Here is a 20,242-nt window from a genome sequence, read left to right as displayed (position 1 = left end):
GCGCAGGTTCGGATCAGGCGGAGCTTATGCGCCGTTGAAGAGCCGCGGCGTGGTCAGGCCGGATTTCGACAGCCCGTTCAGCGACTTGGCGCCGGCAAGTACGGCGAGGTCGATCAGCGGCTCGATCAGGACGACGGCCATGTAGGCGGCACCGAAGGTGGCAACAGAAGCCACGTTTGCAGCGCCGAAGCCCTGGCCGTAGAGTGCCCAGAAGGCCACCCATGCGACGACGCCACCCTGATAGGTGACCGAGAGGGCCAGCGCATCGCGGTACCGGATGTCGACATAGGGGGTGTCGGGCTTGATCATGCGGTTGGCCACGGCCTGAAGCGCGAAGAGCGGCACCAAGAGCGTGGTCACGTTCGCGGCGTATTGCGGCAGGTCGAAGGGAGCGAAGAAGAGCCCCTGGATCAGCAGGCCGAGTGCGAGGCCGAAGGCAGCCGGCGCGGCGCCGAAGAGCAGGAAGAGGGTCGAGCCGAGGATCAGGTGCACTTCGGATACGCCAACGGGCTGGTGCGGCAGGATCTGGAAGAAGCTGAAGACGGCAGCCGTGGACATCGCGGTGCGCGCGGCCAGGGAGGCAAGTCCCTTTTCACGGGCGGCATCCAGGGCCAGCTTGACGGTATAGGCGCCTGCGCCTGCCGCGGTGGCATAGGCGAAAAGCATCTTGGCGGGGCTCACGAGCCCGGGTTCGATATGCATGTTCTGTACTCCGTAGCCGTCAACCCCGACGGCATGCATGGGTTTCTCGATGCAGGGCCGGTCTCCTGGCTGGCGGCTCTGGCGCAGGTGCGGCCTTCCCGGGGATCCCAGTGGCATCGAAGCACCTGCTTGCCGCGTCACAGTCGCGGGGGCGGCTGCGGCTGACGGGCCCCTGATTGGGTCACCCGGTCCGCATTCCCGTTTCACCCCCGGGCGCTTTGCGCCCATGCGGGGGAACCTTGCATCCTCTATCACTGCCGTTGCCGCGGGGGCGGCGTCAAGCCGTTTTCGGCAAGAAGGGCGGCGGCATGGCATTTCCAGACCGGCGAAAAGACGCGGGTTTGCGCAATATCTTGGGGATAACTTTCGGTCTTGCCCCAGATGCAGTTGAGACTTCGTTGACTCGCAGCTCTTCGCTCCTCACTCTGTCCCGACAGGCTGAATCACGCGAAGGCGAGCGAAACGTGCATTTTTCCAGGCTCAGACTGACCGGCTTCAAGAGTTTCGTCGACCCGACGGACCTGATCATCAATGCCGGGCTGACCGGCGTTGTCGGGCCGAACGGCTGTGGCAAGTCGAACCTGCTGGAAGCGCTGCGCTGGGTCATGGGCGAAAACCGCCCGACGGCCATGCGCGGCGGCGGCATGGAGGACGTGATCTTTGCCGGGGCGTCGTCGCGCCCGGCCCGGAATTTCGCCGAGGTCAGCCTGCATATCGACAACAGCGATCGCGTGGCGCCCGCAGGATTCAACGACGAGGACCAGATCGAGATCGTGCGCCGCATCACCCGCGACGTCGGCAGTGCCTACAAGGCAAATGCCAAGGACGTGCGGGCCCGCGACGTTCAGATGCTCTTTGCCGATGCCTCGACCGGGGCGCATTCTCCGGCCTTGGTCCGGCAGGGGCAGATCAGCGAGCTGATCAACGCCAAGCCCAAGAATCGACGCCGGATCCTGGAAGAAGCTGCAGGTATTTCGGGACTTTACCAGAGGCGCCACGAGGCCGAGCTGAAGCTGAAGGGTGCCGAGCAGAACCTGACCCGGGTCGATGACGTGGTCGAGCAGCTGGCCCAGCAGCTGGCCACGCTGGACCGTCAGGCGCGGCAGGCCGCCCGGTACCGCGCGATCGGCACGGAGCTTCGGCAGGCCGAGGGGCTCTTGCTCTATCGGCGCTGGCGCGAGGCGGACGAGGCACGGAATGCCGCGCTGGCGCAGTTGCGCGAACGATCGACGGCGGCCTCGCAGGCCGAGCGCACGGCACGGGACGCCGAGGCGCTGAGGGCCAGGCTGGAAGAGGAACTGCCGCCGAAACGCGAGGAAGAGGCGATTGCCGCGGCGGTTTTGCAGCGTCTGGTCGTGCAGCGCGATGCCATGGCAGATGAACAGGAACGCGCGAAGCAGGCGATCCTGACCCTGCAGGGTCGGATCGAGCAGCTGGTGCGTGACCGCGAGCGTGAGGCCGGGTTGAACCGGGATGCCGAGGAGACCATCGAGCGCCTGGAATGGGAGGCACGCGAGATCGCCAAGGCCCATGAGGGACATGCCGATAGGCTGACGGAGGCGGCAGAGCTGGCCACCGAGGCGGCCTCGGTGCTGAGTGATCGCGAATCGGATCTTTCTCAACTGACGGAAGACGTTGCGCGGCTGGCGGCGCGTCACCAGTCGGCCCATCGCTTCCTGGATGACAGTCGCAAGACCCTGTCGCGGAGCGAAGGCGAAGCCGAGAAGGCCCGCGAGGCCGTCCGTGCAGCGCGCGAGGCGACGGAGCGGGCGGAGGAAGATTTCGAAGCCGCCGTGGAGGCCGAGGAAATGGCCCGCGGATCGGTGGAAGCTGCGGAAGAGGCCCTGGCGGAGGCCGAAACGGCGCGCGCCGAGACACAGGGCGAAGAGGCTGATGCACGCGCGGCCCGGTCCGAGGCCGAGGGCGAGGTCAGCGCCCTGCGGGCTGAGGTCAACGCGCTGACGAAACTGGTGCAGCGTGACTCCACCGAGGGTGGTCAGCTCCTGGATGACCTGAAGGTGGATCCGGGGTTCGAAAAGGCTCTGGGCGCGGCGCTCGCCGATGATCTGCGGGCGCCGGTGGTGGCCGGTGACGGGCCCTCGGGCTGGGTCGAACTGCCGGGTTATGGGGCCGAACAGGCATTGCCCGCCGGTGTGACGCCGCTCTCGGATCACGTCACGGTGCCCGGGGTGCTGGGGCGCCGGATCTCTCAGATCGGCCTCGTGTCCGCGGGCGAGGGGGCTGGGCTGCAGGAAAAACTGAAGCCGGGGCAACGGCTTGTGACAGTCGAGGGCGATCTCTGGCGGTGGGATGGCTATCGCGCCTGGGCCGAGGATGCGCCCTCTGCGGCGGCCCTGCGACTGCAGCAGCTGAACCGCCTCAAGGAATTGCAGGCTGAACTGGACGAGGCCGCGGCGCGGGCCGAGGAGGCCCGGTCGGCGCATGCCGCTCTGGTCGATCTGCTGGCCGCGCAGACCGCCGCGGACAAGGCAGCGCGGGCCGCACGGAGCGAGGCGGATCGCATGCTGACCGAAGCCGCGCGCCGCATGTCGCGGGCCGAGGCCGAGCGCAACCTCTCGGCCAGCAAGCTGGAATCGCTGGGCCTTGCGGTGACGCGGCACGAGGAAGAGTCGCTGGCCAACCGCAAGCAGGTGAAGGAAGCCGAGGCTGCGGTGGAGAACCTGGAGGATCTTGACGATGCCCGTGCCGGGATCGAACAGATCCGCATGGCGGTGGAGGCGGCGCGGATGGCCATGATGTCGCGTCGTGCGGCACATGACGAGCTGCGTCGCGAAGGCGACAACCGTATTCGTCGCAGCCAGGAAATTACCAAGGAAACAAGCGGTTGGAAGCACCGATTGGAGAGTGCGGACCGTCGCATCGCCGAGCTGGACGAGCGCCGCGCCGAGAGCGAGGAGGCGCTCGAGGATGCCATGGCGGTGCCGGAGGAGCTCGCCGCAAAGCGCGAGGAACTGGCCGAGGCGATCGAGGAGGCCGAGGCGCGGCGTGCCACGGCGGCCGACATCCTGGCCGAGGCGGAGAGCAGGCTGCGCGAGGCGGTGGCCAGCGAGCGCGACAGCGAGCGCACCGCATCCGAGGCCCGCGAGGCCCGCGCCCGCGCCGAGGCCCGTGCCGATGCCGCCGCCGAGGCTGTCTCTGCCGCGGCCGAGCGTATCGCAGAAGCACTTGAAACCACGCCGAAAAAACTGCTCGAAACACTGGACACAGACCCCGAGAAAATGCCCCCCTCGGACGAGATCGAGGCTGACGTGAACCGCCTGAAACGGCAGCGGGACAGCCTCGGGGCGGTGAACCTGAGGGCGGAGGAGGACGCCAGGGAGATCCGCGAGGAGCATGGCACCCTGGTGACCGAGAAGGCCGACCTGGAAGAGGCGATCCGGGCGCTGCGCAACGGCATCGCCGGGCTGAACCGCGAGGGGCGCGAACGCCTGCTGACGGCTTTCGAACAGGTCAACAGCAACTTTGCCCTGCTGTTCAGGCACCTGTTCAACGGCGGCGAGGCCAACCTGGTGCTGGTGGAGAGCGAAGACCCCCTCGATGCGGGCCTCGAGATCATGTGCCAGCCGCCGGGCAAGAAGCTCTCGACCCTCTCGCTGCTCTCGGGCGGCGAACAGACACTCACTGCCATGGCCTTGATTTTCGCGGTCTTTCTGGCGAACCCGGCGCCGATCTGCGTGCTGGACGAGGTCGATGCGCCGCTCGATGACGCCAATGTCACGCGCTTCTGCGACCTGCTGGACGAGATGTGCCGGCGCACCGAAACCCGCTTCCTGATCATCACCCACCACGCCGTGACCATGGCCCGGATGGACCGTCTCTTCGGCGTGACGATGCAGGAACAGGGGGTCAGCCAGCTTGTCTCGGTCGACCTGAAAAAGGCCGAGGCGATGGTGGCCTGATCCACGTCGGCATGCCGAAAATGGAATATGTGTTAACCCTCTGAAATCGCCGGATTCCAACGTCGGTATTACGTCGGTATCTTGTCGGTATCGCGTCGGTGCGAAAGCGCCGGAGCGAAAGGTTAACACGGAGGGTGATCCGGCTGTCGCCGGAGCCTCCGGCGGGGATATTTCCGGCCAGATGAAGGAGCGCCGCGGCTCCCCTGTCATCTGGCCCGAAATATCCCGGGGTGGGAGGGCCGCAGGTCCGGGAGGGGCAGCGCCCCTCCGCCTGATCAGAGCCGGTTCAGGAGCTGTTGGGTGGGCCAGGCATCCGCCGGCAGGCCGAGCTGCTCCTGGACGCTCTGCACCGCCTCGCGGCTCTTCTCGCCGAGGATCCCGTCGACCCCGCCGACGTCATAGCCCATGGCCTGCAGCTTTTGCTGCAGCTGCTTGATCTGCGGCCCCGAGAGGCCGGGATCGGGGTTGCCCGGATCGAAGACCGGGGCGCCGGAGAGACGGGTGGCGAAATAGGCGGCCGTCAGCACGTAGGTGAAGCTCTGGTTCCATTCGAAGAGCGTCGAGAAGTTCGGGTAGGCGAGGAAGGCCGGGCCGTTCCGCCCCTGGGGCAGGATGATCGAGGCGGGCAGGTTGCTGCTCTGCCACTGGCCGGAGCGCGGGCGCACGCCGAGCTGTTGCCACTGGGTGGGTGTCATCGTGGTGGTGAGCCCGGTTTTCGACCAGTCGAGATTGGCGGGCACCGTGATCTCCTGCAGCCAGGGCTGGTTCGGGGCCCAGCCGAGCGAGCGCAGCATCCGTGCCCCCGAGAGCAGGGCGTCGGGCGCCGAGGTCTTCAGCCGGACGTGGCCGTCGCCATCGCCGTCGACGCCGTTTTCGATGATGTCGCCGGGCAGCATCTGCACCATGCCGATCTCGCCGGCCCAGGCGCCGGTGGTGCCGGTGGGAGAGAAATCGCCGTGTTCGTAGAGTTCCAGCGCCGAGAAGACCTGGGGCCGGAAGAGCGAGGGGCGGCGGCAGTCATGGGCCAGGGTCACCAGCGCGTTCAGCGTGTTGAAATCGCCCTGGTAGCCGCCGTAATCCGTCTCGAAGGCCCAGAAGGCCAGCAGGATGCCGCGGGGCACGCCGTATTGCCGTTCCATCGTGTCGAAGACGGCGGCGTATTTCCTGGCATTGGAGGCGCCGGCCTGGATGCGGTTCTGCGAGATCAGGCGGCGGGCGAAATCGGTGAAGTTGAGCTGGAACACCCCCTGCTTGCGGTCGGCGGCGATCACCTTGGGGTCCTGGCGCACGGTGGCGAAGAAACTGTCGACCGTGGCCGGCGCGTGGCCGCGGCTGATCGCCTCCTGCTTCAGCCCCTGCACGAAGCTGTTGAAATTGCCGCCGCAGGTCTGGGCTGTGGCGGCCAGCGGGGAGAGCGTGAGCGTCAGGGCGAGCAGGGCCTTGTTCAGCATGATGGGCGTTCCTCGTTAACGTTTCGCCCTAACCTAGCAGCGGAATGGGACAGGGCAATTTCAATCCTGCGTCAGAGCAGGGCACCGGCGACGGCAATCAGCAGGGCCGCGCCGAGCAGGCAGGCCCAGAGCTGCCAGAGGCGGGTGCAGCAGGCCTCGATCTCGGAGGGGCCGGGAAAGCGGCGCCCGGCGGGATGGACGAAGGGAAAGTCCTGCATCTGCCCGTCATAGGAGCGCGGGCCGGAGAGCGCCACGCCGAGGGCGCGGGCCATGGCGGCCTCGGGCCAGCCGGCATTGGGCGAGCGGTGGCGGCGGGCCTCGGCCGTGATGGCGCGCCAGTCGGGCAGGTGGCCGGAGAGGGCGGCGAGCGCCAGCGCCGAGAGGCGCGCCGGGATCAGGTTGAGCAGGTCATCGAGGCGGGCGGCGGCCCAGCCGAACTGAAGATGCCGCGGCGTGCGATAGCCGATCATGCTGTCGGCGGTATTGACGAGCTTGTAGATCATCAGCCCCGGCAGGCCCAGCAGCAGGAACCAGAAGGCGGGCGCCACCACCCCGTCGGAGGCGTTCTCGGCGCCGCTCTCGATGGCGGAGCGGGCCACGGCGGCCTGATCCATGGCGGCGGTATCGCGCGAGACGATCATCGCCACCGCCGCGCGGCCCTGCGGCAGGCCGGCGCGCAGGCCGGTGGCCACGGCACGGACATGATCGACCAGCGAGCGCTGGGCCAGCAGGATCGCGGCCACGAGGAGCTGAGGCAGCCAGCCGAAGGCGGCGATCACGCTGCCGAGGGCCCAGCCGAGGAGCACGAGGGCGAGGGCGAGCAGGGCGCCCTTTGCGCGGCGGGCGGCGCCGCGGTTGAAGCGGGCGTCGGCGGCGCCGATCAGCCGGCCCATGAGCACCGCCGGATGCGGCAGACGGCGCCAGAGCCAGGCGGGCTCTCCCAGCCAGGCATCGAGAAGCAGGGCCAGGGCGAGCAGGGCGGCCTGGCTCATCCCATGGCCCCGTCGAGGGCGCGTTCCAGCTGGTCCCAGCGGTCGGGCGCGGGCAGGCCCAGGCGGATCCAGCGCGGATCATAGGGGAAGCTGCGGCTCCAGACGTGATGCGCGGCGAGGCGGGATTGCAGGGCTGCGGCATCGGGCACCTCGTAGAGGCGGAAGAGCGTCGTGCCGCCCAGGGTGCGGGCGGCGGCGCCCTGCATCAGCGCGTCGAGGCGGGCGGCATCGCGGGCGAGGCGGGTGCGGGTTGCCTCGGCCCAGGCCTGATCGGAGAGCGCGGCAGTGCCGATCGCAAGCGCGGGGCCGGAGACGGGCCAGGGCCCGAGCATGTCCGACAGGGCGGTGACCAGGGGCGCGGGGCCGATGACGAAGCCGAGCCGCAGGCCGGCGAGGCCCCAGAACTTGCCGAAGCTCTTGAGGATGAGCGTATCGCCGCGGGCGGCGAGATCGACCCAGGAGCGTTCGGGCGCCACGTCGCAGAAGCTCTCGTCGATGACGGTGAGGGGGCCGGTGAGGGGGCCGGTGAGGGGGGCGGCGTGGAAGGCGCCGGTGGGGTTGTTCGGGTGCACGAGCACGCGGGCGGCGGGGGAGCCGGGGGCATCGGGCGTGACATGCCAGCCGTGCAGGCGGAAGGCGGCGGCGTGTTCGTTGTAGGTGGGCGCGGGGATATGGACGGTGCCGGGGGCGGCGAGGCGCGGGACATGGGCGATGGCGGCGGAGGCGCCGGGCACGGCGAGGATCGCGGCGTCATCGGGAACCTGCCAGAAGGCGCGCGCGGCCTGCAGCAGCGCGGCCCGGGCGCCGGCATCGGGCAGGGCGGTCCAGGCCATGTCGGGCAGCGCGGGGAGGGGGTAGGGCACCGGGTTGATGCCGGTGGAGAGATCGGCCCAGTCGGCACGGGTGCCGCCATGGCTGCGGATCGCGGCATCGAGGTTGCCGCCGTGATCGCGCGGGCCGGTCATTCGGCAGCCCCGGTATCCGGCTCGGGGGGCAGCGGCGGGTGGCGGGTGATGAAATGCCCCTTCACCCCCTGGGGCCAGGTACGGTAGGGCACCTGGCCGGAGGCGCTGTCGCCATGCAGCACGGCATAGTCGACGATGGCCTCGGCGGCTTCGACGCTGGGCTCGAACCGGCCGAGGGTATAGCAGAGCTTGCCCTGCGCCTGGATCGCGATGTTGCAGCCATGGGCGCAGCCCATCAGGCAGGAGACCCGGCGGGTCGGCACGCCGCGCTCGGCGGCCAGCGCCTCGACCAGCTCGGCCAGGGCCTCGCCGTCGGTGGTGCCGCTGGTGGCGTCCCAGTCGTCGCGCTTGCAGGTGTCGCAGAGGGTGATCCAGGTGGCCATGACGTCTCCGGTACCGCTGTGGCCCGCCGCAGATTCGGCAGGCCTGCACAGCCGTGTGTCGCAGGACGAGCCAAAAATCAAATCGTTAACAGGTCAATAGCACCGGCCGGATCCGTTAAGACTTTGTTAGGTATTCGCGGGGCACATTGCTTGGAACTGAGTGCGGCGGCCGGACACTACGCATCCGGACATTCGGAAAGGACCATATGTTGGACGAGTTCCTCGACAGGACCAGGCGGATGGCAGCCCGGGCCGGCAACGGCGCGGCGGAGGACCGGACGCGCGTGCTGATCGTCGAGAGCGAGCCGAACCTGGGCTGGGTCTGGAAACGGCACCTGGAGCGGCAGGCCTGCGACGTGCGCCTTGTGCACGGGCAGGAGGCCGCCATCGAATGCCTGCGCCGGGAGACGTTCCACGTGCTGGTGCTCGACCTGGTGGTGGCCAATGGCTCGGCCCTGGCGATCGCCGATTACGCCAATTACCGCCAGCCGGATGCCAAGGTGATCTTTGTCACCAACACGCGGGTCTTCTCGGACGGGTCTATCTTTCAGCATGCCACCAATGCCTGCGCGCTGCTGAACTCGGAGGCGCCGCCGTCGGACCTGGCGGCGATGGTGGAACATTACGGCCCTTTTCCGGACGGGCCCCGGGAGCCCGAGATCCTGGCGATGATGACGACGTGACGGGCTGACGGGCTGAAGGGCAGGATGGCCGGATGCGGAAACGGCGCCCGAGGGGCGCCGTTCGCATGTGCAGCGGTCGTGGATCAGAGCACGTCGCGGCCGTGCGGTTCGGCCAGTGCGGCGGTCAGATCCGGGGTGATCGGCACGATTCGGTAGGGATTGATCGTGTCGTGGCTGTAGTAGTAGTGCCGCGTGATGTGGTCGAAGTTGACCGTTTCGGCGACGCCGGGCCACTGGTAGAGTTCGCGCACATAGCCCCAGATGTTGGGGTAATCCACGATCCGGTTCAGGTTGCACTTGAAGTGCGTGTGATAGACCTTGTCGAAGCGGATCAGCGTCGTGAACAGGCGCCAGTCGGCCTCGGTGATGCGGTCGCCGGCAAGGTAGCGGTTCTCCGAGAGCATGCCCTCGATCCAGTCGAGACTGTCGAAGAGCGGGCGCACGGCCTCGTCGTAGGCCTCCTGCGAGGTGGCGAAACCGGCCTTGTAGACGCCGTTGTTGACGGTGTCGTAGATCCGGTCGTTCAGCGTCTCGATATCGTCGCGAAGCTCTTCGGGCCAGTAGTCATCGGTATTGCCGGTGATGCCGTCGAAGGCCGAGTTGAGCATCCGGATGATCTCGGAGCTCTCGTTCGAGACGATGGTCTCGCGCTGCTTGTCCCAGAGCACCGGCACGGTGACCCGGGTGGTGATCTCGGGATCAACGCGGGTGTAGACGTCGCGCAGGAAGGGCAGGCCCATCAGCGTGTCGCCGGTGGCGCCGGGGAAATCATCGGCAAAGGTCCAGCCTTCCGAGAGCATCTCGGGGTGGACGACGGAGACGGTGATGTGATCCTGCAGGCCCTTCAGCGCGCGGAAGATCAGCGCCCGGTGCGCCCAGGGGCAGGCATAGGAGACATAGAGGTGATAGCGGCCCGATTCGGCCGGAAAGCCGCCCTCGCCCGAGGGGCCGGCGCTGCCGTCGGCGGTGATCCAGTTGCGGAATTGCGCCACGCTGCGCACGAACTTGCCGCCGGATTTGCTGGTGTCGTACCACTTGTCCTGCCATTTGCCATCTACGAGCAGTCCCATGGTGACCTCCTTTCCAAAGCAATCTGCATGTGTGTCTGCGGGCCAAGGGGAGCGGCCCTGTTGACTCTGAGCTAGGCCATCCGGGCCCGGCGACAAAGCCCGACAGGCGCGCAGAATGCGTGCATGGGTGCACAAGAGGGGCGGAAATGCCGGTGGTTCTGTGCAGGTAACCTGCCGAAGTCGCGCGCTGCGGAGGGGCCGGATGTGGCCCCGGATGTGGCAGAGAGACGCGCCCGGCAGGGCCAAACCCTTGCGCCGCCACAGGATGATTGCGCCCGTCGGGGCGTCATGCCTATACAGGGGGCAAGACGAGCCTGACACGGGCCGGAAAGGAGTGCGCGGCGGGCCGACCCAGACAGGGGGCCGGTGGCGCATCGTCGGATCGGGTCGCGCAGCGCCGCGGCCGTCCTTTTCGCGCGTGCCGGGCCAGCCCGACAGGAAAGGACCCAGCCATGCCCCGTCTTTCAAAGCGTCTCTCCCTCGCAGGCAGCACTGCCACGATCGCCGCCCTTGCGGCGCTGGCCCCGCTTCCGGCCGCAGCCCACCCGGGCCACCTGGCCGAGGCCGCGGGCCACAATCACTGGCTGGGGGCCGCGGCGCTGGGCGCGGCGCTGGCCATCGCCGCCTGGCAGCTGATCCGCGGCGTGAAGGCCAAGGTGGAAGAGGATGCCAAGGCCAAGGCCAAGGCCGAAGAGGACGGGGCCGAAGAGGCCGCCACGGACGAGGCCGAAGAGGCCGACGCCGAGCTGCAAGAGGCCTGATCGAGATGAAAACCGGTGTGATGATTTGCGGCCATGGCTCGCGCAGCCAGGCCGCCGTGGACGAGTTTGCCGTGCTGGCGCGGAAACTGCCGCCGTTGCTGCCCCCCGACTGGGAGGTCGACTACGGCTACCTGGAGTTCGCCAACCCGGTGATCCGCGACGGGCTCGACCGGCTGCGCGAGGCGGGCTGCGAGCGCATCCTGGCGGTGCCGGGAATGCTGTTTGCGGCGATGCACGCCAAGAACGACATCCCGACGGTGCTGAACACCTATGCCGCAAAGCACGGGATCGACATCACCTATGGCCGCGAGCTGGGCGTGGATCCCAAGATGGTCGCCGCCGCCGGTGCGCGCGTGCGCGAGGCCATGGAGGCCGCCGATGCCAGGGGCGAGACGGTGCCCTACGAGGAGACCTGCCTGGTGGTGATCGGGCGCGGCGCCTCGGACCCGGACGCCAATGCCAACGTGTCGAAGGTGGCGCGGATGCTGCAGGAGGGCCTGGGCTTCGGCTGGCTCGAGGTGGGCTATTCCGGGGTGACCTTCCCGCTGGTCGAGCCCTGCCTGAACCACGTGGTCAGGCTGGGCTACAGGCGGGTCATCGTGTTTCCCTATTTCCTCTTCACCGGCATCCTGATCGACCGGATCTACGGCTTCACCGACAAGGTGGCGGCAGAGAATCCGGGCATCGATTTCGTCAAGGCGGGATATCTGAACGACCACCCCAAGGTGCTGGAGACCTTCGCCGAACGGGTGACGGAACAGGTGGGCGAAGTGCCGCCGCCGAACTGCGCCACCTGCAAGTACCGCGTGCAGGTGCTGGGCTTCGAGGCCGAGGTGGGCGCGGTGCAGGAGAGCCACCATCACCACGTCGAGGGCCAGGGCGCCAGCGCGCCGGGCTCCAACGTGGAGGATTGCGCGCTCTGCGACACCTTCTGCACCGGGGAGTGCCGCCTCGACATGGATCATCACCATGATCATCACCATGACCACGGGCATGATCACGAGCATGGGCATGGGCATCACCACCACGGTCACGATCACGAGCATGATCACGACCATTCCCACGGTCATCCCCATGATCACGGGCATGACCATGTGCACCCGGAATACCCCCATGCAAGGCACCCGCATGGGCCCGAAAGTGCCCGCAAGACCCGCGACTGACCTCTGAAACCGGGGAACTCCCCCCGTTTCCCTGTTGCCAAATATCCCCGCCGGAGGCTGCCGCCCCGGCGGCATCCCGCGAGGCCCGATCATGCGCCCCTACCTGAAGGACCCGTCGGCGATCTATGCCGAGAGCTTTGCCACCGTGCGGCGCGAGGCCCGGCTGGAGCGTTTCCCGCCGGGGCTGGACCGCATGGCGGTGCGGCTGATCCATTCCTGCGGCATGGTCGAGATCGCCGACCGGCTGGCCTTCACCCCCGGGGCCCATGCGGCGGGCCATGCGGCGCTGCGCGACGGTGCCCCGGTGCTCTGCGATTGCGAGATGGCCGGCGCCGGGGTGATCCGGCGCTATCTGCCGCGTGACAACGAGGTGATCGTCACCCTGAACGATCCCGCCGTGCCGGGGATGGCGCGGGATCTGGGCACCACGCGCTCGGCCGCGGCGGTGGAACTGTGGCGTGACCGGCTGGAGGGCGCGGTGGTGGCCATCGGCAATGCGCCCACCGCGCTGTTCCACCTGCTGGAGATACTGGACGCCGGCGCACCGAAACCGGCGGTGATCCTGGGGTTCCCGGTGGGCTTTGTCGGCGCGGCAGAGAGCAAGGCCGAGCTGGCCCGCGACCCGCGCGGCTGTGATTTCGTGGCGCTCAGGGGCCGCAAGGGCGGATCGGCCATGGCCTCGGCGGCGGTGAACGCCCTGGCCGCGGGCCTGCCGGAGGAGGACCGGACATGAGCGAGAGCTGGCTGCACGTCGTCGGCATCGGCGAGGACGGAATGGAGGGGCTGCTGCCCGCCACCCGGGCCGTGGTCGAGGCCGCAGAGGTGATCATCGGCGGGGACCGCCACCATGAGCTGTCGGGCGCGGTGAGCGCCGAGCGTCTGGCCTGGCCCTCGCCCTTCGATGCGCTGATCGGCCAGCTGAAGGCCCTGAGGGGGCGCCGGGTGGTGGTGCTCGCGACGGGGGATCCGCTCTGGTACTCGGTCGGCGCGCGGATCGGGCGCGAGATCCCGGCAGGGGAGATCACCTATCACCCGCAGCTCTCGGCCTTCCAGCTGGCGAGCGTGCGCATGGGCTGGTCGATGGCGGATCTGGAGACGCTGACGGTACATGGCCGCCCGGTGGAGCAGATGATCGCCTTCATCCAGCCCGATGCGCGGCTGCTGATCCTGACCACCGGGGCCGAGACCCCGGGGCAGATCGCGCGGTTCCTGTCCGAGCGCGGTTTCGGCCGCTCGAAGATGACGGTGCTGGCCAACATGGGCGGCGCGGGCGAGGCCCGTTTCGACGGGCTGGCCGAGAGCTGGGACCACGAGGTGCCGGCCTTCAACACCCTGGCCGTGGAATGCATCGCGGCGCCGGATGCGGCGCTCTTGCCGCGGGTGCCGGGGCTGCCGGACGAGCTGTTCCAGCACGATGGCACGATGACCAAGCGCGAGGTGCGGGCGGCGACGCTGGCCAAGCTGATGCCGATGCGCGGGGCGCTGCTCTGGGATATCGGCACCGGCTGCGGCTCGGTTGCCGTGGAATGGATGCGGGCGGCGCGCTATGCCCGCGCCGTGGGAATCGAGCCGCGCGCCGACCGCCGGGCGCTGGCCGCGGCCAATGCGCTGGCGCTGGGGGTGCCGCGGCTGAAGCTGATCGAGGGACATGTGCCCGAGGCGCTCGAGGGGCTGGAACGGCCCGATGCGGTGTTCATCGGCGGTGGGCTGAGCGAGGCGACCTTCGAGGCGGCCTGGGCGGCGCTGAAGCCGCTGGGGCGGCTGGTGGCCAATTGCGTGACGCTGGAGAGCGAGGCGGTGCTGGTGGCACTGCACAAGGCCCATGGCGGCGAGCTGGTGAAGCTCTCGGTGAACCGCGCGTCGCCGGTGGGCACGCGCACCGGCTGGCGGCCGCTGATGCCGGTGACGCAATGGAGCCTGGTGAAGAGATGACAGCGCAGTTTGCGGGGGCGGGAGCCTCCGGCGGGGATATTTCCGGCCAGATGAGGGAGCGGGCATGAGCAAGGGGCGGCTGTATGGCGTGGGCCTCGGGCCCGGGGATCCGGAGCTGATCACGCTCAAGGCGGCGCGGCTGATCGCGGGCGCGGAGGTCGTGGCCTATCCGGCGCTGGCCGGAGGCGCGAGCTTTGCCCGGTCGATCGCGGCGGATCTGATCACGGCCGGAGCCGAGGAAATCGTGATGGACGTGCCGATGACCGTGGAGCGCGGCCCGGCGCAGGCGGCCTATGACAGCGGCGCGGCGCGGATCGAGGAGGCGCTTGTCGAAGGGCGCGACGTGGTCTGCCTCTGCGAGGGGGATCCGTTCTTCTATGGCAGCTTCATGTATCTCTTTGCCCGGTTGTCCGGGCGGTTCGAGGTGGAGGTGGTGCCGGGGGTGAATTCCGTCAATGCCGCCGCCGCGCGGGCCGGGCGGCCGCTGGTGGCGCGCAACGAGCAGCTGGTGGTGCTGCCGGGGCCGCTGGAGGCGGAGGCGCTGAAGGCGAAGATCGCGGGCGCCGAGAGCGTGGCGATCATGAAGGTGGGACGGCACCTGGCGAAGATCCGCGGCGTGATCGCCGGGCTGGGCCTCGAGGCGCAGGCCGTCTACGTGGAGCGCGCGACACTGGCCGAGGAGGTGGTGCTGCCGCTCGCCGAGGCGCCGGAGACGGCGCCCTATTTCTCGATGATTCTGGTGACGAAGGGAGCCGATCCTTGGCTATGAAACCTGAGGCTTTGCCCACCGTGGTGATGTGCATTTCCGGCGCGGGGGCCCCCGTGGCCCGCCGCGTGGCCGATGCGCTGGGCGTGCCGCTGCACGGCCGCGCGGGGCGTGTGGAAGGGGCGGACGAGACATTCGCGAATGCGCTCGATTTCGCGCGGGAGATGTTTGCCGCCGGCCGCCCCGTGGTGGGGATCTGTGCCAGCGGCATCCTGATCCGGGCGGTGGCGCCGCTGCTTGCCGACAAGACGGGCGAGCCGCCGGTGATCTCGGTCAGCGATGACGGGGCCGTGGTGGTGCCGCTGCTTGGCGGGCATCGCGGGGCGAACCGTTTGGCGCGGGAGATTTCCGAGGTGCTGGAGGCGGTTGCGGCGGTGACGACGGCGGGCGAGGTGACCCTGGGCCTGGCGCTGGACGAGCCGCCAGCGGGCTGGCGGCTGGGCACGCCGGAGCTGGCCAAGGAGGCCATGGCGCGGCTGCTTGCGGGCGAGGGCGCGCGCGTGGAAGGCGAGGCGGCATGGCTCTCTGGCCTGCCCTCAGGCGATATGCCGATCGTGGCCGGGGTGGCGCCGGCGGAGGCGGGTGTGCTGACTTTCCACCCGATGGAATATGCCCTTGGCGTCGGCTGTTCGCGGAACTGCCCGGCGGAGGAGCTGGAGGCGCTGGCCACCGGCATGCTGGACGAGGCCGGGGTGGCGCCGGGGGCGCTGGCGGGGCTGTTCACGCTGGACGTCAAGGCCGACGAGCCGGCGGTGCTGGCGCTGGCGGCGAAATGGGACCTGCCGTTGCGGGTCTTCACGGCGGAGGAGCTGGAGGCCGAGGCCGGGGGCCTGGCGACGCCCTCCGAGGTGGTCTTTGCCGAGGTCGGCTGTCATGGCGTGAGCGAGGGCGCGGCGCTGGCCGGGGCCGGGGGCGTGCTGGTCAGCCCCAAGCGCAAGAGCGCCATGGCGACCTGTGCGCTGGCCCGGGCCGAGGCGCCGATCACGGTGCTGAAGGGGCGGCCGCGCGGGCGGCTCTCGGTCGTCGGCATCGGGCCGGGGCAGGCGAGCTGGCGCACGCCGGAGGTGTCGCGGCTGGTCAGCGAGGCCGATGAGCTGGTGGGCTATGGCCTTTACATCGACCTGCTGGGGCCGCTGGCCACCGGCAAGCAGCGCAGCGATTTTCCGCTGGGCGGCGAGGAGGCGCGGTGCCGTTACGCGCTGGAGCGCGCCGGCGAGGGGCGCAACGTGGCGCTGGTCTGTTCGGGAGATGCCGGGATCTACGCCATGGGGGCGCTGGTCTTCGAGCTGCTGGACCGGGGCGAGGAAGAGAAGGGGGTCTCTGCGGCCGCGCGGCGGGTCGAGGTGATCTGTTCGCCCGGCGTCTCGGCGCTTCAGGGGGCGGCGGCGCGGGCCGGCGCACCGCTGGGCCATGATTTCTGCGCGATCTCGCTCTCGGACCTGCTGACCCCGCGGGAGGATATCCTGCGGCGGCTGAAGGCCGCGGCGGAGGGGGATTTCGTGATCGCCTTCTACAATCCCGTCTCGAAGACGCGGCGGACGCTGCTGGCCGAGGCGCGGGAGATCCTGCTGAAGCATCGCCCCGCCGATACGCCGGTGATGCTGGCCAGCAACCTGGGCCGCATCGAGGAGAGGATCGTCTATCGCCGGCTGGACGAGCTGCAGGTGGACGAGGTGGACATGCTGACGGTGGTGCTTGTGGGCTCGTCGAATTCCCGCCTGGCGCAGCTGGGCGAGGGGCCGCGGATGTTCACGCCGCGGGGCTATGCGCGGCGGATCGACGGGGATCTGGCCGGGCAGGGATGAAGCGAAACGGGGAGGGGGCGCTGCCCCCGGCGCGCGATGCGCGCCTCCCCCGGGATATTTTCAAACAGGGAAACAGGCAGGATGGCCTGCCGGGACGGGATGTGATGAAGGTCTATTTTATCGGGGCGGGGCCCGGCGATCCGGAACTGCTGACGCTGAAGGCGCAGCGGGTGATCGGGGAATGCCCGGTGTGCCTCTATGCCGGAAGCCTGGTGCCGGCGGAGGTGGTGGCCTGTGCGCCGGAGGGGGCGCGGGTGATGGATACGGCGCCGATGACGCTGGACGATACCCATGCCGAGATCCTGGCGGCGCGCGAGCGCGGCGAGGACGTGGCGCGGGTGCATTCGGGGGACCCCTCGCTTTACGGCGCCATTGCCGAGCAGGTGCGGCGGCTGCGCGCGGACGGGATCGACTACGAGATCATCCCGGGCGTGCCGGCCTATGCGGCGGCGGCGGCGGCGCTGGGGCAGGAGCTGACGGTGCCGGAGGTGGCGCAGTCGATCGTGCTGACGCGGATCAGCATGAAGAGCACCTCGATGCCGGAGCACGAGACGCTGGAGAATTTCGCCCGCAGCCGGGCGACCCTGGCCATTCACCTGGGCGTTCGGAACCTGCGCGAGATCGAGCGGCAGCTGAGCCCCCATTACGGCGCCGATTGCCCGGTGGTGGTGGCCTATCGGGTGGGCTGGCCGGACCAGATGTTCATCCGCGGCACGCTGTCGGACATCCAGGGGAAGGTGCGGGCCGAGAAGATCACCCGCACGGCGCTGATCCTGGTGGGGCCGGTGCTGGGCGAGGTGCGGGATTTCCGCGATTCGGCGCTCTATGACGCGGCGATTCCCCATGTGCTGAGGCCGAAGGTGGCGAAGGGCTGAGGCGCCCCCCGCACCGGAGTGCGTGGCGCGCGTGGCGGAATTGCAACGTCATCCGATGTTAACTTGACGTAAAAGACACAGGCCCCATCCTTGGAGATGGCGGCAGGTTCTGCTGCCCGAAGAGAATCGGACCGGGAGCGGATCAATGTCGACCTATCTGCCGAAAGACCTTGCCGAGGGCCTGGCCCAGGCGCGCCGCATGTCGGAGCGCAATGCCTCCCGTCTGCGCGTCGAGGTGGGGGGCATGAGCTATCCCGTGCTGCGTCGCTGGCCGGCCGGTTTCGCGGTGGAGGCCGAGACCGTGCCGCCGCTGCGCGGCTATGTCGATCTCTTTGAGGGGACACGGTTTTTGTCCAGCTGCCTGATCATCGCCTCGGCCGCAGAGAACGGCGAGATGCAATACGAGTTCAAGCGCAGCACCGCCGTGCGGGACAAGGCGCCGGTGGATTTCCAGATCGATGAAGGCGCCCCGGTGGCGCTGCTCGGCCCGGCAGCCTGAGGCCTGCGGGCCGGGGGCTTCGGGGCCTTTTTCGAGGGATGATTCTCTGTGTACGTATGGCTTTCGTGCAGGGGGTTTTCCGATTTCGGGCAGGGCCTGAAAATTGCTTTACAAGATTTCCACTGGAAATCACGAAGTTGTACGCAAATTTTCCCAAAATGATATCTTTCATTTGCCGTTCATTATGTGCAGCCTGCGTTCGGAGCGAGACGCGAGGCTATTTGCGGTGAGGGAGGAAACATGGATGGAATTCGGATGGACGCGCCTGTTGTCGTGATCCTGCTGGGCCCGCCGGGGGCGGGCAAGGGAACGCAGGCACGCCGGCTGGAAGCGGGTTATGGCCTGGTGCAACTGTCGACCGGAGACCTGCTGCGGGATGCCGTGGCGCGGGGGACCGAGGCCGGCAAGGCCGCCAAGGCGGTGATGGAGGCCGGGGGGCTGGTGAGCGACGAGATCGTCATCGCCATCCTGAAGGACAAGCTGAAGCAGCAGGACGGCGGCAACGGGGTGATCCTCGACGGCTTTCCACGCACCGCGGGTCAGGCCCGGGCGCTGGACGAACTGCTGGAAGAGGCCGGCCAGAGCGTGAACGCGGCGATCTGCCTGGAGGTGGACGACGCGGCGATGGTCGAGCGGGTTTCGGGCCGGTATACCTGTGCGGGCTGCGGCGAGGGCTATCACGATACCTTCAAGGCGCCGAAGGTGGCCGGAGTCTGTGACCATTGCGGCGGCACCGAGATGAAGCGCCGGTCGGATGACCGCGCCGAACTGGTGGGCGCGCGGCTGAAGGCCTATCACGCGGATACGGCGCCGCTGATCGCCTATTACGACGCGCGCGGCTGCCTGCAACGGGTGGACGCCATGGCCGAGATCGACCAGGTGACCGGCGAACTGAGCCGGATCGCGGAACAGATCCTGGCCTGAGGCAGAGATTTTCCGGGGGGCGTGCGGCGGAGAGGCCGGGCGCCCCTTGGTGCCTGCGGGCGAGCGGCCGCAGGGGACAGCCATGCTACGGGCTGCGAAGATCGCTATGCCACATAACAATATTTGACAGGAACATCCCTGCGTTGCATCGTCGCCATTGTGATGCAGCCCATGGGTGTGCTCCCGCCTTCGTCCTTGGGAGAGGAGACGCAGGCCGCCGGGAAAGCCGGCACGGGGCGCGCGCCCGGGGGCTGCACGCTTCATGGGAGGACCAAGATGACCAAGTTGAAGATGATCGCGCGCGGCCTGGCCGCGTCGACGGCGCTTGCCGGGCTGACGCTGGCGGCCCAGGCGCAGGACGTGACGCTGAAGATGCATTACTTCCTGCCCGAACAGGCCATCGTGCCGTCGATGGCGCTGAGGGTCTGGAGCGACAAGATCGAGGCCGAGAGTGACGGGCGGATCGAGATCCAGCATTTCCCCTCGATGCAGCTGGGCGGGCGGCCGCCCGAGCTGGCCGACCAGGTGGTGGATGGCGTGGCCGACATCATCTGGACCCTGCCGGGGTACACGCCGGGGCGCTTCCCCTCGACCGAGGTGTTCGAGCTGCCCTTCATCGCCACGGACCCGGTGGCGACCAGCAAGGCCTTCTGGGAGTTCGAGGAAAGCCGCATGGACAGCGGCGAGTTCGACGGCATGAAGATGCTGGGCATGTGGGTGCACGGGCCCGGCGTGATCCATTCCAAGAAGCCGATCACAAGCGTCGCCGACCTGAACGGCGTCAAGCTGAGGGCGCCGACGCGGGTGACAAACCAGTATTTCGGCGAGGTGGGCGCGACGCCCGTCGGCATGCCGGTGCCGGCGGTGCCGGAATCGCTGTCGAAGGGGGTGATCGATGCCACGGTGCTGCCCTGGGAGGTGACGACCAGCCTGAAGATCGCGGAGCTGGTGGACAATCACACCGAGTTCCCTGAGGGCGAGGCGATCTATGTGGCGACGATGTTCCTGGCGATGAACCAGGACGTCTATGACGGGCTGCCCGATGACCTGAAGAAGGTGATCGACGACAATTCCGGCCTGGCGCTCTCGGCCATGGCGGGCGAGGTCATGGCCAAGGGCGACGCCATCGGCCGCCAGATGGCCGTGGACAACGGCAATACCTTCATCGAGATCACCGGCGACGACCTGGCGGCCTGGAAAGAGGCCGGGCAGACGGTGGAAGCTGCCTGGATCGAGGAGATGGACGGCAAGGGCATGGACGGCGCCGGCATGGTGGCCGAGGCCCGCGCGCTGATCGCGAAGAACGCGGGCCAGTAGGCCCTGCAGCGGGGCGGCAAGGTTGCCCCGCATC

At 68.7% G+C, this 20,242-nt stretch carries 18 protein-coding genes and 1 riboswitch; of the genes, 12 read left to right on the top strand and 6 right to left on the bottom strand.

Annotation, left to right across the window (positions count from 1 at the left end):
- Nucleotides 1-24 precede the first annotated feature (24 nt).
- A complete protein-coding gene (locus AC0WR5_RS17630; protein WP_475865121.1) occupies nucleotides 25-702 on the bottom strand; it encodes an energy-coupling factor ABC transporter permease in 678 nt (225 codons plus the stop codon).
- Nucleotides 703-740: 38 nt separating this feature from the next.
- A riboswitch (cobalamin riboswitch) is annotated at nucleotides 741-959 on the bottom strand.
- Nucleotides 960-1,166: 207 nt separating this feature from the next.
- On the opposite strand from AC0WR5_RS17630, the gene AC0WR5_RS17625 reads away from it, so the two are divergent.
- On the top strand, nucleotides 1,167-4,622 hold the full coding sequence (locus tag AC0WR5_RS17625) for a chromosome segregation SMC family protein (protein WP_475865120.1): 3,456 nt from the start codon (nucleotides 1,167-1,169) through the stop codon (nucleotides 4,620-4,622).
- A 275-nt stretch (nucleotides 4,623-4,897) separates the two neighbouring features.
- On the opposite strand, the gene AC0WR5_RS17620 is transcribed toward AC0WR5_RS17625, so the two are convergent.
- The 4 genes from AC0WR5_RS17620 to AC0WR5_RS17605 form a co-directional block, all read right to left on the bottom strand.
- A complete protein-coding gene (locus AC0WR5_RS17620) occupies nucleotides 4,898-6,073 on the bottom strand; it encodes a lytic murein transglycosylase (RefSeq protein WP_475865119.1) in 1,176 nt (391 codons plus the stop codon).
- Between the two features lie 71 nt (nucleotides 6,074-6,144).
- Nucleotides 6,145-7,065: an adenosylcobinamide-phosphate synthase CbiB gene (gene cbiB / locus AC0WR5_RS17615; RefSeq protein WP_475865118.1), complete on the bottom strand. Its 921-nt coding sequence runs from the start codon at nucleotides 7,063-7,065 to the stop codon at nucleotides 6,145-6,147.
- Nucleotides 7,062-8,030: a threonine-phosphate decarboxylase gene (locus tag AC0WR5_RS17610; protein WP_475865117.1), complete on the bottom strand. Its 969-nt coding sequence runs from the start codon at nucleotides 8,028-8,030 to the stop codon at nucleotides 7,062-7,064. The genes cbiB and AC0WR5_RS17610 overlap by 4 nt, the downstream gene beginning before the upstream one ends.
- Nucleotides 8,027-8,413: a DUF1636 family protein gene (locus AC0WR5_RS17605; protein ID WP_475865116.1), complete on the bottom strand. Its 387-nt coding sequence runs from the start codon at nucleotides 8,411-8,413 to the stop codon at nucleotides 8,027-8,029. The genes AC0WR5_RS17610 and AC0WR5_RS17605 overlap by 4 nt, the downstream gene beginning before the upstream one ends.
- Nucleotides 8,414-8,619: 206 nt before the next feature.
- On the opposite strand from AC0WR5_RS17605, the gene AC0WR5_RS17600 reads away from it, so the two are divergent.
- The gene (locus AC0WR5_RS17600) at nucleotides 8,620-9,096 is read left to right on the top strand and encodes a hypothetical protein (protein WP_475865115.1); all 477 of its coding nucleotides are present in this window, start codon (nucleotides 8,620-8,622) and stop codon (nucleotides 9,094-9,096) included.
- 83 nt (nucleotides 9,097-9,179) lie between these two features.
- Here AC0WR5_RS17600 and AC0WR5_RS17595 read toward each other — a convergent pair whose 3' ends face one another.
- Nucleotides 9,180-10,166, bottom strand: a complete 987-nt coding sequence (locus AC0WR5_RS17595; protein WP_475865114.1) for a glutathione S-transferase family protein — start codon at nucleotides 10,164-10,166, stop codon at nucleotides 9,180-9,182.
- Between the two features lie 452 nt (nucleotides 10,167-10,618).
- Between AC0WR5_RS17595 and AC0WR5_RS17590 the strand changes: the two genes are divergently transcribed.
- From AC0WR5_RS17590 to AC0WR5_RS17545, 10 genes are all read left to right on the top strand, one after another.
- The gene (locus AC0WR5_RS17590; protein ID WP_475865112.1) at nucleotides 10,619-10,927 is read left to right on the top strand and encodes a DUF6732 family protein; all 309 of its coding nucleotides are present in this window, start codon (nucleotides 10,619-10,621) and stop codon (nucleotides 10,925-10,927) included.
- Between the two features lie 5 nt (nucleotides 10,928-10,932).
- Complete coding sequence (locus AC0WR5_RS17585) at nucleotides 10,933-12,090, top strand: sirohydrochlorin chelatase (RefSeq protein ID WP_475865110.1); 1,158 nt, start codon at nucleotides 10,933-10,935, stop codon at nucleotides 12,088-12,090.
- Between the two features lie 91 nt (nucleotides 12,091-12,181).
- The gene (locus AC0WR5_RS17580) at nucleotides 12,182-12,823 is read left to right on the top strand and encodes a precorrin-8X methylmutase (RefSeq protein WP_475865108.1); all 642 of its coding nucleotides are present in this window, start codon (nucleotides 12,182-12,184) and stop codon (nucleotides 12,821-12,823) included.
- Nucleotides 12,820-14,022, top strand: coding sequence for a precorrin-6y C5,15-methyltransferase (decarboxylating) subunit CbiE (gene cbiE, locus AC0WR5_RS17575; RefSeq protein ID WP_475865106.1), 1,203 nt, complete (start codon nucleotides 12,820-12,822; stop codon nucleotides 14,020-14,022). The genes AC0WR5_RS17580 and cbiE overlap by 4 nt, the downstream gene beginning before the upstream one ends.
- Nucleotides 14,023-14,086: 64 nt before the next feature.
- Nucleotides 14,087-14,791 (top strand): precorrin-2 C(20)-methyltransferase, encoded by a 705-nt coding sequence (cobI, locus tag AC0WR5_RS17570; RefSeq protein ID WP_475865104.1) that lies wholly within the window; start codon nucleotides 14,087-14,089, stop codon nucleotides 14,789-14,791.
- Nucleotides 14,788-16,593: a precorrin-3B C(17)-methyltransferase gene (gene cobJ / locus AC0WR5_RS17565; RefSeq protein WP_475869053.1), complete on the top strand. Its 1,806-nt coding sequence runs from the start codon at nucleotides 14,788-14,790 to the stop codon at nucleotides 16,591-16,593. Before cobI ends, cobJ begins: the two co-directional genes overlap by 4 nt.
- A 104-nt stretch (nucleotides 16,594-16,697) precedes the next feature.
- Nucleotides 16,698-17,468: a precorrin-4 C(11)-methyltransferase gene (gene cobM / locus AC0WR5_RS17560; RefSeq protein ID WP_475865102.1), complete on the top strand. Its 771-nt coding sequence runs from the start codon at nucleotides 16,698-16,700 to the stop codon at nucleotides 17,466-17,468.
- 145 nt (nucleotides 17,469-17,613) lie between these two features.
- Nucleotides 17,614-17,967 carry a hypothetical protein gene (locus AC0WR5_RS17555; protein ID WP_475865100.1) on the top strand — a complete coding sequence of 118 codons (354 nt, stop codon included), beginning with the start codon at nucleotides 17,614-17,616 and terminating at the stop codon, nucleotides 17,965-17,967.
- Nucleotides 17,968-18,207: 240 nt separating this feature from the next.
- Entirely contained in the window at nucleotides 18,208-18,891 is a 684-nt protein-coding gene (locus AC0WR5_RS17550; RefSeq protein ID WP_475865098.1) for an adenylate kinase, read from the top strand.
- A gap of 276 nt (nucleotides 18,892-19,167) precedes the next feature.
- On the top strand, nucleotides 19,168-20,208 hold the full coding sequence (locus AC0WR5_RS17545; protein WP_475865096.1) for a TRAP transporter substrate-binding protein: 1,041 nt from the start codon (nucleotides 19,168-19,170) through the stop codon (nucleotides 20,206-20,208).
- Nucleotides 20,209-20,242 lie beyond the last annotated feature (34 nt).

It is taken from the genome of Pseudooceanicola sp. DL12 (assembly GCF_056270665.1).
Note: the sequence above shows the minus strand (reverse complement) of the source record. Positions and strands in the feature narration are given on the sequence as shown.